This window comes from Comamonadaceae bacterium OTU4NAUVB1, assembly GCA_024372625.1.
Classification (GTDB): Bacteria; Pseudomonadota; Gammaproteobacteria; order Burkholderiales; family Burkholderiaceae_C; genus Variovorax.
Window position 1 is genome coordinate 2,559,463 of the sequence record CP099605.1, and the last position, 14,304, is coordinate 2,573,766.

General features: G+C 70.3%; 13 protein-coding genes. 3 read left to right on the top strand and 10 right to left on the bottom strand.

Going from position 1 to position 14,304, the window contains the following annotated elements:
- Nucleotides 1-1,068, bottom strand: a complete 1,068-nt coding sequence (locus tag NF681_15460) for a bile acid:sodium symporter (GenBank protein UST53685.1) — start codon at nucleotides 1,066-1,068, stop codon at nucleotides 1-3.
- 70 nt (nucleotides 1,069-1,138) lie between these two features.
- Here NF681_15460 and NF681_15465 point away from each other — a divergent pair, with 70 nt between their 5' ends.
- The gene (locus NF681_15465; GenBank protein ID UST53686.1) at nucleotides 1,139-2,047 is read left to right on the top strand and encodes a LysR family transcriptional regulator; all 909 of its coding nucleotides are present in this window, start codon (nucleotides 1,139-1,141) and stop codon (nucleotides 2,045-2,047) included.
- Here NF681_15465 and NF681_15470 read toward each other — a convergent pair.
- The gene (locus NF681_15470) at nucleotides 2,037-3,029 is read right to left on the bottom strand and encodes a quinone oxidoreductase (protein ID UST53687.1); all 993 of its coding nucleotides are present in this window, start codon (nucleotides 3,027-3,029) and stop codon (nucleotides 2,037-2,039) included. The two genes, NF681_15465 and NF681_15470, sit on opposite strands and share 11 nt — an antisense overlap.
- An 82-nt stretch (nucleotides 3,030-3,111) precedes the next feature.
- On the opposite strand from NF681_15470, the gene NF681_15475 reads away from it, so the two are divergent.
- Nucleotides 3,112-4,020, top strand: a complete 909-nt coding sequence (locus NF681_15475; protein ID UST53688.1) for a DMT family transporter — start codon at nucleotides 3,112-3,114, stop codon at nucleotides 4,018-4,020.
- A 10-nt stretch (nucleotides 4,021-4,030) separates the two neighbouring features.
- Here the strand turns inward: NF681_15475 and NF681_15480 are convergent, their stop codons facing one another.
- The 4 genes from NF681_15480 to NF681_15495 all read right to left on the bottom strand — a co-directional run bounded on the left by NF681_15480 (nucleotide 4,031) and on the right by NF681_15495 (nucleotide 8,521).
- Complete coding sequence (locus NF681_15480; GenBank protein ID UST53689.1) at nucleotides 4,031-4,831, bottom strand: SDR family oxidoreductase; 801 nt, start codon at nucleotides 4,829-4,831, stop codon at nucleotides 4,031-4,033.
- 19 nt (nucleotides 4,832-4,850) lie between these two features.
- Nucleotides 4,851-5,753, bottom strand: a complete 903-nt coding sequence (locus tag NF681_15485; GenBank protein ID UST53690.1) for a DMT family transporter — start codon at nucleotides 5,751-5,753, stop codon at nucleotides 4,851-4,853.
- Between the two features lie 71 nt (nucleotides 5,754-5,824).
- Complete coding sequence (locus tag NF681_15490; GenBank protein ID UST53691.1) at nucleotides 5,825-7,438, bottom strand: gamma-glutamyltransferase family protein; 1,614 nt, start codon at nucleotides 7,436-7,438, stop codon at nucleotides 5,825-5,827.
- Between the two features lie 111 nt (nucleotides 7,439-7,549).
- Nucleotides 7,550-8,521: a tripartite tricarboxylate transporter substrate binding protein gene (locus NF681_15495; GenBank protein ID UST53692.1), complete on the bottom strand. Its 972-nt coding sequence runs from the start codon at nucleotides 8,519-8,521 to the stop codon at nucleotides 7,550-7,552.
- A 112-nt stretch (nucleotides 8,522-8,633) separates the two neighbouring features.
- Between NF681_15495 and NF681_15500 the strand changes: the two genes are divergently transcribed.
- On the top strand, nucleotides 8,634-9,560 hold the full coding sequence (locus NF681_15500) for a LysR family transcriptional regulator (protein UST53693.1): 927 nt from the start codon (nucleotides 8,634-8,636) through the stop codon (nucleotides 9,558-9,560).
- A gap of 39 nt (nucleotides 9,561-9,599) precedes the next feature.
- Here NF681_15500 and NF681_15505 read toward each other — a convergent pair whose 3' ends face one another.
- The 4 genes from NF681_15505 to NF681_15520 all read right to left on the bottom strand — a co-directional run bounded on the left by NF681_15505 (nucleotide 9,600) and on the right by NF681_15520 (nucleotide 14,301).
- Nucleotides 9,600-11,111 (bottom strand): tripartite tricarboxylate transporter permease, encoded by a 1,512-nt coding sequence (locus NF681_15505; protein ID UST53694.1) that lies wholly within the window; start codon nucleotides 11,109-11,111, stop codon nucleotides 9,600-9,602.
- Nucleotides 11,112-11,122: 11 nt separating this feature from the next.
- Nucleotides 11,123-11,611, bottom strand: coding sequence for a tripartite tricarboxylate transporter TctB family protein (locus NF681_15510; GenBank protein UST53695.1), 489 nt, complete (start codon nucleotides 11,609-11,611; stop codon nucleotides 11,123-11,125).
- Between the two features lie 106 nt (nucleotides 11,612-11,717).
- Nucleotides 11,718-13,505: a Flp pilus assembly complex ATPase component TadA gene (tadA, locus tag NF681_15515; protein UST53696.1), complete on the bottom strand. Its 1,788-nt coding sequence runs from the start codon at nucleotides 13,503-13,505 to the stop codon at nucleotides 11,718-11,720.
- Nucleotides 13,506-13,542: 37 nt separating this feature from the next.
- Nucleotides 13,543-14,301, bottom strand: a complete 759-nt coding sequence (locus tag NF681_15520) for a spermidine synthase (protein UST53697.1) — start codon at nucleotides 14,299-14,301, stop codon at nucleotides 13,543-13,545.
- Nucleotides 14,302-14,304: the final 3 nt, after the last annotated feature.

Consider the following 14,304-nt stretch of genomic DNA (forward strand, 5'->3'; position numbering starts at 1 on the left):
TCAGGACCGGTCGCGCGCCGGCGCGACGGACGTCGCCGGCGTCGACGCGACGGCGGCCGCCGTCACCGGCGCCGCGAGCACCTCGACCGCTTCCCCGGCCTCCGGCGGCCGCCGCGCGTAGCGCTGCGCCAGCACCGCGCAGACCATCAGCTGCATCTGGTGGAACAGCATCAGCGGCAGCACGATGGCGCCCACCGTCGAGGCGGCGAACAGCACGTGCGCCATCGGGATGCCGCTGGCCAGACTCTTCTTGGAACCGCAGAACACGATGGTGATCTCGTCGGCCTTGTTGAAGCCGAGCCGGCGCGCCGTCCAGGTCGTCACGGTCAGCGCCAGGGCGAGCAACACGGCGCACACCACCAGCAGGCCGGCCAGAGCGCCCGGGGACACCTGCTTCCAGAGGCCCTCGATGACGGCGGCGCTGAAGGCGGTGTAGACCACCAGCAGGATCGAACTGCGGTCGACCAGCGTCAGCGCCTTGGCGTGCTTCTTGACCCAGGCGCCGATCAGCGGGCGCGACAGGTGGCCGGCCACGAACGGCACCATCAGCTGCAGCAGGATGCTGCCGATCGAGTCGAGCGAGGCGGCGGCGCCGGCGCGGTCGGTCGAGATCAGCAGCCCCACCAGCAGCGGCGTGACGAACACGCCCAGCAGGGTCGAGGCCGACGCGCTGCACACCGCCGCCGGGATGTTGCCCCGCGCCATCGACGTGAAGGCGATGGCCGACTGCACGGTCGCCGGCAGCACGCACAGGTACATCACACCGACGTAGAGCGCCGGCGTCACCAGTGGCGAGAGCACCGGCCGCAGCGCCAGCCCGAGCAGCGGGAACAACATGAAGGTGCACGCGAAGATCAGCAGGTGCAGACGCCAATGCCCGGCGCCGGCGAGGATGGCTTCGCGCGAGAGCTTGGCGCCGTGCAGGAAGAACAGCAGCCCGATGGCGAATGCGGTGAGGATCTGGAAACCCTTCGCCACGTCGCCGGAGGCCGGAAGGAGGCTCGCGGCCACCACGGTGGCGACCAGGGCGAGGGTGAAGTTGTCGGGGAGGAAGCGTGAACGTGCCATGGCCGCGATTGGACCCGTGCCGGCACGGAAAGGGAAATGGATTTATCTGATGGTTCTATGATCCGGGCGCATGAATGTGACGCTGCGTCAGCTCCGAGTGTTCCGCGCCGCCGCCCAGGAACTCAACTTCAGCCGGGCCGGCGACGCCGTCGGTCTCACCCAGCCGGCGGTCAGCCGCTCGATCCTCGAACTCGAAGTGCAGCTGGGCCTCAAGCTGCTCGACCGCACCACGCGCGAGGTGGTGCTCACCGAGGCGGGTGCCTCGCTCGCGGCGCGCCTGGATCGCGTGCTCGACGAGCTCGATCAGACCCTGCAGGACGTCAGCGGCATGGCCAGCGGACGGCGCGGCAAGGTGCGCGTGGCCAGCAGCCCGACGCTGTCGGCGCACCTGATGCCCGCCTGCATCGCGGCCTGCACCCGGCGCGAACCCGACATCGAGCTGGTCCTGCTCGACCGCGTGCAGCAGGACGTGCTGGACAGCGTGCGCGGCGGCGAGGTGGACTTCGGCGTCGTGATCGAGCCGTCCTCGGCCGACGACCTGCAGGCCGAGACGATCCTGGTCGATCCCTTCGTGCTGGTGGTGCCGGCGGACCACGCGCTCGCCGGACGGCAGGAGGTGCGCTGGGCCGAACTCGCCGAGCGGCCGCTGGTGCTGCTGGACCATTCTTCCGGAAGCCGGCGGCTCATCGACGACGCCCTGCGCGCCCATGGCGTGGTGCCCCGGGTGGCGCAGCAGCTCGGCCACCCGACCACCGTGTTCCGGATGATCGAGGCCGGCATCGGCATCGGCGTGATGCCGGCGCTGGCGGCGGCGCCACAGGCCCTGGCGCCGCTGCGGGTGCTGCCGCTCGCGCCCCGGGTGCGGCGCCGCGTGATGCTGGTGCATCGCCGCAACCGCGCGCCCTCGCCGCTCGCGCAGCGGGTCTGGCAACTGATCGCCGGCGTGGCGCGGGCCGGCGCCGGGACGGCTACAGCGTGAGGATCGTGCAACCGGTGGTCTTGCGCGCTTCCAGGTCGCGGTGGGCCTGCTGCACGTCGTCGAGCGCGTAGCGCTGGCCGATGGCAATCTCCACGGCGCCGCTCTGGACGACGTCGAACAGGTCGTCGGCCATGGCCTGCGTGGACTCGCGCGTGGCGATGTGGGTGAACAGCGTGGGCCGCGTGACGTAGAGCGAGCCCTTGGCGGCCAGCTTGCCCAGGTCGATCGGCGGCACCGGGCCCGAGCCGTTGCCGAAGATCGCCAGCAGACCGAACGGCCGCAGGCTGTCGATGGAGCCTTCCCAGGTGTCCTTGCCCACCGAGTCGTAGACCACTTTCACGCCCTGGCCGCCGGTGATCTCGCGCACGCGCGCGGCGAAATCGCGGGTGGCGGTGTAGTCGATGGCGTGGGCCGCGCCGTGCGCGAGCGCGAGCCTGCATTTCTCGTCGGAGCCCGCGGTGCCGATGAGCCGCAGGCCGAGCGCCTTCGCCCACTGGCAGGCGATCAGGCCGACGCCGCCGGCCGCGGCGTGGAACAGCACGAAGTCGCCCGGCTGCAGGCCCTCCGCCGGCAACGTCTTCTTCAGCAGGTACTGCGCGGTGAGGCCCTTGAGCATCATGGCCGCGCCGGTCTCGAAGGAGATCGCGTCGGGCAGCCGGCACACGCACTTGGCGGGCATCACGCGCACCTCGCAATAGGCGCCGGGCGGCTGGCTGGCGTAGGCGGCGCGGTCGCCGGCCTTCAGGTGGACGACGCCCTCGCCCACCGCCTCGACGATGCCGGCGGCCTCCATGCCCAGGCGCAGCGGCATCGGGAACGGATAGAGGCCGCTGCGCTGGTAGGTGTCGATGAAGTTGAGGCCCACGGCCTTGTGGCGGATGCGGATCTCGCCGGGGCCGGGATCGCCGACCTCGACCTCGACGATCTTGAGTTCCTCGGGACCGCCGGCGCGGTCGATGATGACGGCTCTGCTGGTGCTCATCGGTTCATTCCTCGGGAGTGATGGAAAACGGGAAAACGCCGCGCATCCTGCCACGCGGTGGCCGCTCGCTACAGTCGCCCCCATGACCTCGAACGCGACCCGACTGACGCCCGCCACCGCCTTGCTGCTGACGGTGCCGCCGCTGCTGTGGGCCGGCAACGCGGTGGTCGGCCGCCTGTTGCGCGATGCGATCTCGCCCCTGACGCTCAATTTCGCCCGCTGGGGCCTCGCCCTGGTCATCCTGCTGCCGCTGGCCATCGCCGTGCTGCGCGCATCGAGCCCGCTGTGGCCGCACTGGCGCCGTTACGCCGCGCTCGGCCTGCTGGGCATCGGACTCTACAACGCCCTGCAGTACCTGGCGCTGCAGACCTCCTCGGCGCTCAACGTGACGCTGGTCGGCGCGAGCCTGCCGTTCTGGATGCTGGCGGTGGGCACGCTGTGCTTCGGCCAGCGCGTGCGGCCGGCGCAGGTGGCCGGCGCCGTGATGTCGATGGTCGGCGTGCTGCTGGTGCTCGGCCAGGGCGACTGGCGCCAACTCGTCGCGCTGCGGCTGGTGCCGGGCGACCTGTACATGATGCTGGCGACGGCCTGCTGGGCCTTCTACAGCTGGCTGCTGGCGGGCACGCGCGAACCCGCCGACGTGCGCCGCGACTGGTCCGCGTTCCTGCTGGCGCAGGTGGTGTTCGGCGCGGCATGGTCGGGCCTGTTCGCGCTGGGCGAATGGGGCACCGGCGCCGGTCGCATTGCGTGGAGCTGGCCGCTCGCCGCCGCCCTGGCCTTCATCGCCGTCGGCCCGGCGGTCGTCGCCTTCCGTTGCTGGAGCGGCGGCGTGCAGCGCGCCGGCCCGACGGCGGCGGCCTTCTTCATCAACCTCACGCCGCTCTTCGCCGCGCTGCTGTCGGCGGCGTTCCTGCACGAGCTGCCGCACTGGTACCACGGCGCCGCCTTCGCGCTGATCGTCGGCGGCATCGTGCTGTCGTCGCGCCGCTGAACGCGCGCCTTCAGTAGGTTCCGGGGTAGGCGCCGCCGTCGGCGAGCACGTTCTGGCCGTTGATGTACCCGGCCTGCAGGCTGCACAGGAAGGCGCAGATGGCACCGAACTCCTCCGGGTTGCCGAAGCGCCCGGCGGGAATCGTCTTCTGGCGGGCGGCGCGGACGACCTCGACGTCCTGGCCCGACTTCTTCGCCGCGCCGGCCATGGTGCCCTTGAGGCGGTCGGTGTCGAAGGCGCCCGGCAGCAGGTTGTTGATCGTCACGCCCTTGGCGGCGATGGCCGTGCGCGCCACGCCGGCGACGAAACCCGTCAGCCCGCTGCGCGCGCCGTTGGACAGGCCCAGGATGTCGATCGGGGCCTTCACCGAACTCGAGGTGATGTTCACGATGCGGCCGTAGCCGCGCGCGGCCATGCCGTCGACCGTCGCCTTGATCAGCTCGATGGGCGTGAGCATGTTGGCGTCGACCGCCTTGATCCACGCCTCGCGGTCCCAGTCGCGGAAGTCGCCCGGCGGCGGACCGCCCGCGTTGGTGACGACGATGTCGTAGTCGGCGTGCGCGGCGAAGGCGGCGGCGCGGCCCTCCGGGGTCGTGATGTCGGCGGCGACGTGGCGGACGAAGGGCCGGTCGCCGGTGGCACTGGCGGCCACGGCGTCGAGGCGCGCGACCGCGGCGGCCAGCGCCTCGGCGCCGCGCGCGACGATCACCACGTTCGCGCCCTCGCGCACCAGCGCCTCGGCGCACCCCAGGCCGAGTCCCTTGCTCGCGCCGCAGACCAGGGCCGTGCGGCCCGCGATTCCGAAGTCCATGTGTGTTTCCTGTGGGCGGCTAGCGCCCGGTTCTTGTGAAGACGAAGATGCCCGCGATCACCAGCAGCGTGCCGGTGGCCGTCCAGGCGGTGAAGGGTTCGCCGAGTATGACGACGCCCATGAGGATGGTCGACACCGGGCCCACCATGCCCGTCTGCGCCGCCATCGCCGGGCCGATGCGCTCGATCGCCATCATCACGGCGAGCACCGGCAGCGCGGTGCACACCGTGGCGTTGAGCAGCGACAGCCAGATCACCGGCGGCGCCAGCGCCAGCACGCTCCCGACCGGGCGCAGCAGCAGGAACTGCACGATGCACAGCACGCAGGCCACGCTGGTCGCGAGCCCCACCAGCCGCAGCGACCCCAGACGCTTGACGAACTCGCCGCTGGCGATCAGGTAGAGCGCATAGCTCACCGCGCTCAGGAACACCAGCAGCGTGCCCCAGGCCGCCGCGCGGGTCTGGCCGAGCGTCACCTCGTGCCCGAACACCAGCAGCGCCCCCGCGTAGCTGATCGCCATGCCGGCGGCCTGCCAGGCGGTGATGCGGCGCCGGTAGATCACCCAGCCCAGCAGCAGCACCAGCGTGGGGTTGAGGTACAGGATCAGCCGTTCCAAGCTGGCCGTGATGTAGGCCAGTCCGGCGAAATCCAGGAAGCTCGACAGGTAGTAGCCGGAGAACCCCAGCCCCGCCACCCCCACCCAGTCGCGCCGCGTCAATGCCGCGCGTCCCCGCCCGGCCCACCACGCCATGCCCAGGAACAGCGGCAGCGCGAACAGCATCCGCAGCATGATCAGCGTCACCGCGTCCACCCCGTGGCGGTACGCCAGCTTGACGATGATCGCCTTGCCGCTGAACGCGATCGCCCCCAGCGCCGCCAGCGCCAGCCCCGCGCCCCGCCCCTTGTCGGCGACGATCGTCAACGTCCGATCCCCGGGTCGGTGTTTCGGCGGGACGGGGGCGACATGGACGCGTGCGGGCCTCGGCGGCGAGCTCAGTATCCGGCGGCGACGCCGTCGCGGCGCGGGTCGCTGGCCGCGACGTAGCCTTCCACCGACGGGTCGCCCGCCAGCCAGATGAACTGCCCGGCGCCGAAGTCCTGGTAGGAATCATCGATGACGTCCATCTCGTGCCCCAGCGCCGCCAGGCCCTGCACCGTCTGCGGGTTCATCGCCGCCTCGACGTTCAGGTTCAGGCCGCTGTTGAAGCGCCAGCGTGGCGCGTCGCAGGCCGCCTGCGGGCTCTGGCCGTGGTCGAGGATGCGCACCAGCGTCTGCATGTGGCCCTGCGGCTGCATGTTGCCGCCCATCACGCCGAAGCTCATGACCGGACGGCCGTCCTTGGTGAGGAAGGCCGGAATGATGGTGTGGAACGGGCGCTTGCCCGGCGCCACGACGTTCGGGCTGTCGGCCTTCAGGCTGAAGCCGTGGCCGCGGTTCTGCAGGCTGATGCCGAAGCCGGGCTCCACGCAGCCCGAGCCGAAGCCCATGTAGTTGCTCTGGATGAAGCTCACCATCATCCCCTGCTCGTCCGCCGCGGTGAGGTAGATGGTGCCGCCCTTGACGGGGTTGCCGGCCTGGAAGTCCTGCGCCTTGTTCACGTCGATGAGTCTGGCACGCGAGGCCAGGTACGCGTCGTCGAGCATTTGCGCGGGGGTCAGCGTCATCGACGATGGCTCCGACACGTAACGGTAGACGTCGGCGAAGGCCAGCTTCATGGCCTCGATCTGCAGGTGCTGGGACTCGACCGAGTCGACCCGCAGCGACGCCATGTCGAACTTCTCCAGGATGCCGAGCGCGATCAGCGCGGCGATGCCCTGGCCGTTGGGCGGGATCTCGTGCAGCGTGTGGCCGCGGTAGTCGCGCGAGATCGGCGTGACCCATTCCGGCTGGTAGGCCGCGAGGTCCTCGACCGTGAGCGCGCCACCCTGCTCGGTGGAGAATTTCGCCAGCGCATGGGCGATCTCGCCGTTATAGAAGGCCTCGCCCTTGGTCTGCGCGATGGCCCGCAGCGCGCGCGCGGCGGCGGCGAAGCGGAACAGTTCGCCCACCTCGGGGGCCCGGCCCCACGGCAGGAAGGCCTGTGCGAAACCCGGCTGCGCCTGCAGGATCGGCGTGCCGGCGGCCCACTTCTGCTGCACCACCGGGGGCACCAGGTAGCCGCGTTCGGCGATGTCGATGGCCGGTGCGAACAGGTCGGCGAAGGGCAGCTTGCCGAAGCGCTCGCTCATCGCCACCCAGCCGCGCACCGCGCCGGGCACGGTGACCGAATCGATGCCGCGCATCGGCGGCGCCAGGGTGGCGTCGCCGTATTTGTTCAGGAAATACTCGCGCGTCCAGGCCCGGGGCGCCGGGCCGGAGGCGTTGAGGCCGTGCAGCTGCTCGCCGTCCCACAGGATCGCGAAGGCGTCGCTGCCCAGGCCGTTGCTCACCGGCTCGACCAGCGTCATGACCGCGGCCGTCGCGATCGCCGCGTCGACCGCGTTGCCGCCCTGCTGCAGGATGCGCAGCCCGGCCTGCGCGGCCAGCGGGTGCGAGGTCGACACCACGTTGCGCGCGAACACCGGGATGCGGGCGGAGAGGTAGGGATTGGCGTGGTCGAATTTCATGGCGTCGTGTCTCGTGTGCGTGGGTGGATGGGGTGGGAAGGGAGGCCGGAAGGAATGATGCGCCGAGGCGCGGTCACGGCGGGGGAACCGCGGCGGTGTGCGGGACGGCGCTCAGTCGCTCTTGATGCCGCGCTCGGCCACCGTCCGCTTCCACTTGGCGGCATCGGCCGCCACCATCGTGGCGAGCTGCTGCGGCGTGCTCGCGACCGGCTCGATGCCCAGGCGCGCGAGCTTGTCCTTCACCTCCGGGTCGGCCAGGGCCTGGTTGGCGGCGGCGTTGACGCGCGCGACGATCTCCGGCGGCAACGCCTTCGGTCCGTACAGGCCGAACCAGGTGCTCGACTCGAAGCCCGGCAGGGTGTCGGCGATGGGCGGGAGTTCGGGGGCGAGCGGGCTGCGCTTGAGCGAGGTCACGCCCAGCGCGCGCAGGCGGCCGTCGCGCACGTGCGGCATGCCGGTGGGCAGCGAGTCGAACAGCACGTCGACGTTGCCCGCGATCAGGTCGGGAATGGCCAGCGCCGTGCCCTTGTACGGGATGTGCGTGACGAACACGCCGGCCTGCGCCTTGAACAGCTCGGCCGTGAGTTGCACGATGGTGCCGTTGCCGCTGGAGGCGTAGTTGAGCCGGCCGGGGTTCTTCTTCGCGTGGTCGATCCATTCGCGCACCGTCCGCGCGGGCGAGTCGTTGGGCACCAGCATGATGCTCGGCGCGTTGCCCACGTGGGCGATGGGCGTGAAATCGCGCACCGTGTCGTAGGGCAGCTTCTGGCCCATGGCCGGACCGATCGAGTGCGTGCTGGTGGTGGCCAGCAGCAGCGTGTAGCCGTCGGCCGGCGCCTTGGCGGCCAGGTCCGAGCCGATGGCCCCGCCGGCGCCGGGCTTGTTGTCGATCACCAGCGACGCGCCCAGGCGCTCGCCCATCTTCTGCGCCAGGGTGCGCGCGAACAGGTCGGTCGCGCCGGCGGCGGGAAACGGCACGATCAGGCGGATCGGCTTGGCCGGCCAGGCCTGGGCATGGCTGGCCGACGTGGCGGCGGCGCACAGCGCGAGCGCGAGGCCCTGGAGAAAGCGGAGGCGCTTCATGCGGCTGGATTCCGTGAGTGAATGGGAAGGGATCGGGGACGGGACGTCCATCCTAGGCAGCGTGCAAACATCAAAACAGATAATTCGCCTTATTCGACTATGAAGAGGGTTTATGGCAAAGCATGCCGACGACGCGGTTTCGATGCAGCAACTGCGCGCGCTCGCGGCCATCGCCGAGACCGGCAGCTTCACGCTGGCGGCGGAAACCCTGCAGCTGACGCAGCCGGCGATCAGCCACCTCGTCAAGCGCATGGAGGAGGAAGTCGGCCAGCCGCTGGTGGTGCGCGGCAGGCGCATCCGTCTGACGGCCGCCGGGCGCCTGATGGCCGACACCGCCGCGCGGGCGTTGCGCATGGTCGACGACGCGGTGGGAGCGTGCCGCTCCCAATCGCAGCTGCGTGAAGGCCAGGTGGTGCTGGCCGTCGGCCACCTGACCGCCGGCGCGCTGATGCCCGCGCTGCTCGGGCGCTTCTCCGGAGCCCACCCCCAGCTCGCCACCACCCTGCTCGACAGCACGGCCGAACAGATGATGTCGCGCGTGCTCTCGCGCGAGGCCGACCTGGGCTTCGGCTCGGACATCGGCCAGAAGCATTCCGGGCTCGCGACCGAGGCCCTGTTCTCCGAGGCGATGGCGCTGTTCGTGCGGGAAGACCATCCACTCGCGCGGCAGGCCGTGGTGGACGCGGCGCGGCTGGCGACGCTGGACTTCGTCCACGTCAACCGCGAGGCCACCGTCTGGCGCGCCATCAGCACGCAGCTCGCCGGCGTGGCGCAGGTGCATCCGCGGGTGGTGCAGCACGTCTCGATGCTGTCGACCGCCTTCGGCATGGTGCAGTCGGGGATGGGCGTGGCGTTGTTGCCGCGCTACGTGGAAGTCCTGATGCCCGGCAACCTGAGGGCCGTGGCGGTGGCGAACCCGACGCTGGAATTTCCGGTCGTGGCCGTTCGCCTGGCCAAGCATCCGCTCAGCCCGGCCGCCATGGCGTTTCTCGCCATGGCGCGGCAGCACATGAAGCCGCCGCGCAAGGACCGGGACTGAGGGAGGCGTTCCCCGTTGCCGGGGAACGGAAGGTCGGGATCACTCCTCGACGAAGGCTTCCTCGCGCTTGGACTTGACCGCCGGCAGCAGCACGATCACCAGCAGCAGCGCCGCGGCGGCGAGCAGGCCCAGCGAGATCGGACGCGAGACGAAGACGCTCCAGTCGCCGCGCGAGAGCAGCAGTGCGCGGCGCAGGTTCTCCTCCATCATCGGGCCCAGGATGAAGCCCAGCAGCAGCGGCGCGGGTTCGCAGCCGAGCTTGAAGAAGGCGTAGCCGACCAGACCGAAGATGCCCACCATCCAGATGTCGAAGGTGTTGTTGTTCGTCGAGTACACGCCGATGGCGCAGAACAGCACGATGGCCGGGAACAGGTACTTGTAGGGCACCGACAGCAGCTTGATCCACATGCCGATCAGCGGCAGGTTCAGGATGATCAGCATCGCGTTGCCGAGCCACATCGAGGCGATCAGGCCCCAGAACAGTTCCGGGTTGCTGGTCATGACCTGCGGACCGGGCTGGATGTTGTGGATCGTCATGGCGCCCACCATCAGCGCCATCACGGCGTTGGGCGGGATGCCCAGCGTCAGCAGCGGGATGAAGGAGGTCTGCGCGCCGGCGTTGTTGGCGGCCTCGGGAGCGGCCACGCCGCGGATGTTGCCCTTGCCGAAGGGCACTTCGCCCGGCTGTAGCTTGGTCTTCTTCTCGATCGTGTAGGCCGCGAACGCCGCCAGCAGCGCGCCGCCGCCGGGCAGGATGCCCAGGGACGCGCCGAGCGCCGTGCCGCGCAGCACGGCGGGGATCATGCGCTTGAAGTCCTCGCCGGTGGGCATCAGGCCCGACACCTTGGCGGTGAAGACCTCGCGGTCCTCTTCCGGACGCGACAGGTTGGCGATGATCTCGCCGTAGCCGAACACGCCCATGGCGATGGCCACGAAGCCGATGCCGTCCGTCAGTTCGGGGATGTCGAAGCTGAAGCGGGCGACGCCCGAGTTCACGTCGGTGCCCACCAGGCCCATCAGCAGGCCCAGCACGATCATCGCGATCGCCTTGAGCAGCGAGCCCGAGGCCAGCACCACGGCGCCGATCAGGCCCAGGATCATCAGCGAGAAGTACTCGGCCGGGCCGAACTTGAAGGCGATCTCGGTCAGCGGCGGCGCGAAGGCGGCCAGGATCAGCGTGCCGACGCAGCCGGCGAAGAACGAGCCCAGGCCGGCCGCCGCGAGCGCGGGACCCGCCCGCCCCCGTCGCGCCATCTGGTAGCCGTCGATCACGGTCACCACCGACGACGATTCGCCCGGCAGGTTGACCAGGATGGCGGTGGTGGAGCCGCCGTACTGCGCGCCGTAGTAGATGCCGGCCAGCATGATGAGGGCCGAGACGGGCGGCAGCGCGTAGGTCGCGGGCAGCAGCATCGCGATGGTCGCGACCGGGCCGATGCCCGGCAGCACGCCGATGAGCGTGCCCAGGATGCAGCCGACCAGGCAATACAGCAGGTTCGTGAAGGTGAACGCGACGCCGAAGCCGAGCGAGAGGTTGTTGATCAGGTCCATTTTTGTGTTCCTCAGCCGGTGATGAAGGTCGGCCAGACCTGGATCTGGAGCTTGAGTGCCCAGATGAAGGCGATGTAGCTGCCGATGGCCAGGACGGTGGCGAGGACCAGGACCTTCTTGAGATCGAATTCGTTGCCCGCCAGGCTGGCGATGAGCACCAGCGCGTAGATGGCGATGATCATGCCCATGGCCGGGACGCCGAGGCTCGGCAGGCCGCCCAGCAGGATGCCGAAGGCCAGGTTGGCGCCGAGGATGAAGACGACCTGCTTCCAGGCCCACTTGCCGATCTTCTCGCCGTCGTTGGTCTCCACCGTGAGGGCGGTGAACATGATGCCCGCGCCGATCAGGGCCATCAGGATGCCCAGCATCAGCGGGAAGTAGCCCGGCCCCATGCGCGCGCCGTTGCCCACGTTGTAGGTCGACGCTCCCCATGCGAAGGCGATGCCCACGATGGCGAACATCAGCCCCGAGAAAAAGTCTCTCTGACTCTTGATTTTCACGAACAGTCTCCTCGAATCAATCGAACGGAGGATTCTCAGTGGGGCCCGTGCGCCGGGCGATGTGGATTCCACCTAGCGGACGCCTAGGGATAACCCGCCTCGCCCGCTAGGTCAGCGGCGGCGTCGCGCTCAGCACTTCCTCGATGGTCGTCAGGCCCTCGGCCACGCGCAGGGCGCCGGCCAGGCGCAGCGGGCGCATGCCGTCGGCCACCGCCTGGCGGCGCAGCGCGGCGAGGTCGGGCGTCTTGTCGACCCGGGTCTTGAAGGCCTCGCCGATGCTCAGCAGTTCGTAGAGTCCCATGCGGCCGCGGTAGCCGGTCATGCGGCAGTCGACGCAGCCCACCGGCCGGTAGGCGCGCACGGCGCCGTTGAGCTGCCAGGGCTTCACGAACTCGGCCAGCCGCTCCTGCGTCATCGCCTCGTCGGGCTGCTTGCAGTGCGGGCACAGCGTGCGCACCAGGCGCTGGGCCAGCACGCCGAGCATCACCGCGTTGATGAGGTAGGACGGCACGCCCAGCTCCATCATCCGCGTCACCGCGCTGGGCGCGTCGTTGGTGTGCAGGGTGCTGAAGACGAGGTGGCCGGTGAGCGCGGCCTGCACCGCCATCTCCGCCGTGGCCAGGTCGCGGATCTCGCCCACCATGATGATGTCCGGGTCCTGCCGCATCAGCGCGCGCAGGCCCTCGGTGAATCCGAAATCCAGCTGCGGCTGCACCTGGGTCTGGTTGAACGAGGCCTCGATCATCTCGATCGGGTCCTCGATGGTGCTGACGTTGACCTGCTCGGTGGCCACGCGCTTGAGCGTGGAGTACAGCGTCGTCGTCTTGCCCGAGCCGGTCGGACCGGTCACCAGCACGATGCCGTGCGGCCGCGTCACCAGCTGTTCCCAGCGCTCGGCGTCGTGCTGCGAGAAACCCAGCGCGTCGAGGTCCTTGACCGCCGTGTCGGGGTCGAAGATGCGCATCACCATCTTCTCGCCGAAGGCCGTGGGCAGCGTCGACAGCCGCATCTCGACCTCGTCGCCGCGCATGTTGCGCGTCTTGATGCGGCCGTCGAGCGGACGGCGCTTCTCCACCACGTCCATCCGCCCGAGCAGCTTGATGCGCGCGACCATCGCGTTCATCACGCCCATGGGCATCTGGTAGGCCGGATGCAGCACGCCGTCGATCCGGAAGCGGATCACGCCCTGCTCGCGCCGCGGCTCCAGGTGGATGTCGCTGGCGCGCTGGTCGAAGGCGTACTGCCACAGCCAGTCGACCACCTGCACCACGCTCTGGTCGTTGGCGTCGAGCGGGCGGTTGCTCTTGCCCAGCTCCACGAGCTGCTCGAAGCTCGCGCCGCCCGCGTTGCCACCGGACTTCTGCGCCGCGCGCACCGATTTGGCGAGCGCGAAGAACTCGGCCGTGTAGCGCTGGATGTCGCCCGGATTGGCCACCACGCGGCGCACCGTGCGCCGCGACTGGCGCTCGACCTCGGCGATCCAGTCGGTGAGGAACGGCTCGGCGGTGGCGACGACCACCTCGGTCGGCGAGACCTGCACCGGCAGCACCTTGTGACGCTCGGCGTAGGCCGCGCTCATGGTGTCGGCGACCTTGCCGACATCGACCTTGAGCGGATCAATGCGCAGGTAGGCCAGCCCCGCGCGAGCGGCCAGCCATTGCGTGAGCAGCTCCAGGTCGAGCGGCTTGCCGTCGGACGCGCGCGCCATGGCGACGTTGGCCAGGCGCACCAGCGGCGGCTGGCGGCTGGCGGCCTGCGCGCAGCGCGCGATGGTGCGCTGGGCCTCGGCCGGCGAGATCACGCGGTCCTCGGCCAGCCACTCGATGAGTCGGCGCAGTTCGAGCGGGCCTTCATGGCGCGGTGCCGGCGGCGCGGGGGGATCGCTCGGGGTCATCGGTCGCTCCGTCGGGCGGGTTCGGGGGTGGATCGATTCAGGGCTGCAGGGGCTTGAAGACCCGCAGCCACTTCGGCGCCGGCAGGCCCCAGCGCGTCTGCACGGCCTCGGCCCGCCCGACGAGCAGGTCGCGCTTCGGACGCGTGGGCGTGCGCTGGGCCAGCACCACCGTGTTGCCCTCGCGCGTGGGCTTGAAGGCCCACACCGCCTCGGCGCCGAAGGCGGCGGCGATCTTCTCCAGGCTGCGCTCGTAGCTCGACGAGCGGCCGAACAGGTTGACGGTCATGGCGCCGTCCTCGGTCAGCAGCGCGCGACAGTCGGCGTAGAAGCCCTCGCTGTCGAGCACCGGCGCCGCCGCCTCGTGGTCGTAGAGGTCGACCTGCAGCGCGTCGACCGTGCCGTGCCAGCGCGGGTCGCGGATCTCCTCGCCGGCGTCGGCCAGCACCACGGCGAGGCGGGCGTCGTCGGCCGGGAGCTTGAACCAGCCCCGGCACGCCGCGATCACTTGCGGATTGAGCTCGACGGCGGTGGTGCGCATGCGCAGCTGCTTGCGGCTGAACTTGGTCAGCGTGGCGGCGCCCAGGCCGAGCTGCATCGCGTGGCGCCTGGCCACGCCCGCGGGGTCGACGAACAGCAGCCAGACCATCATGCGCTGCACGTACTCGAGTTCGATCTCGTAGGGCGCGTCCATCTTCATGGAGCCCTGGATCCACTCCGTGCCCAGGTGCAGGTAGCGGATGTCGCCCCAGTCGGAGAAATTGACTTCCGGCAGCGCCGGCCGGGCCCGCGACGCCATCAG

Bases quoted from the DNA above. Each gene is read 5' to 3' on its own strand.
- NF681_15490 (UST53691.1), bottom strand. From the start codon at position 7,438: ATGAAATTCGACCACGCCAATCCCTACCTCTCCGCCCGCATCCCGGTG.
- NF681_15480 (UST53689.1), bottom strand. From the start codon at position 4,831: ATGGACTTCGGAATCGCGGGCCGCACGGCCCTGGTCTGCGGCGCGAGC.
- tadA (UST53696.1), bottom strand. From the start codon at position 13,505: ATGACCCCGAGCGATCCCCCCGCGCCGCCGGCACCGCGCCATGAAGGC.
- NF681_15460 (UST53685.1), bottom strand. From the start codon at position 1,068: ATGGCACGTTCACGCTTCCTCCCCGACAACTTCACCCTCGCCCTGGTC.
- NF681_15500 (UST53693.1), top strand. From the start codon at position 8,634: ATGGCAAAGCATGCCGACGACGCGGTTTCGATGCAGCAACTGCGCGCG.
- NF681_15520 (UST53697.1), bottom strand. From the start codon at position 14,301: ATGGCGTCGCGGGCCCGGCCGGCGCTGCCGGAAGTCAATTTCTCCGAC.
- NF681_15495 (UST53692.1), bottom strand. From the start codon at position 8,521: ATGAAGCGCCTCCGCTTTCTCCAGGGCCTCGCGCTCGCGCTGTGCGCC.
- NF681_15470 (UST53687.1), bottom strand. From the start codon at position 3,029: ATGAGCACCAGCAGAGCCGTCATCATCGACCGCGCCGGCGGTCCCGAG.
- NF681_15465 (UST53686.1), top strand. From the start codon at position 1,139: ATGAATGTGACGCTGCGTCAGCTCCGAGTGTTCCGCGCCGCCGCCCAG.
- NF681_15505 (UST53694.1), bottom strand. From the start codon at position 11,111: ATGGACCTGATCAACAACCTCTCGCTCGGCTTCGGCGTCGCGTTCACC.
- NF681_15475 (UST53688.1), top strand. From the start codon at position 3,112: ATGACCTCGAACGCGACCCGACTGACGCCCGCCACCGCCTTGCTGCTG.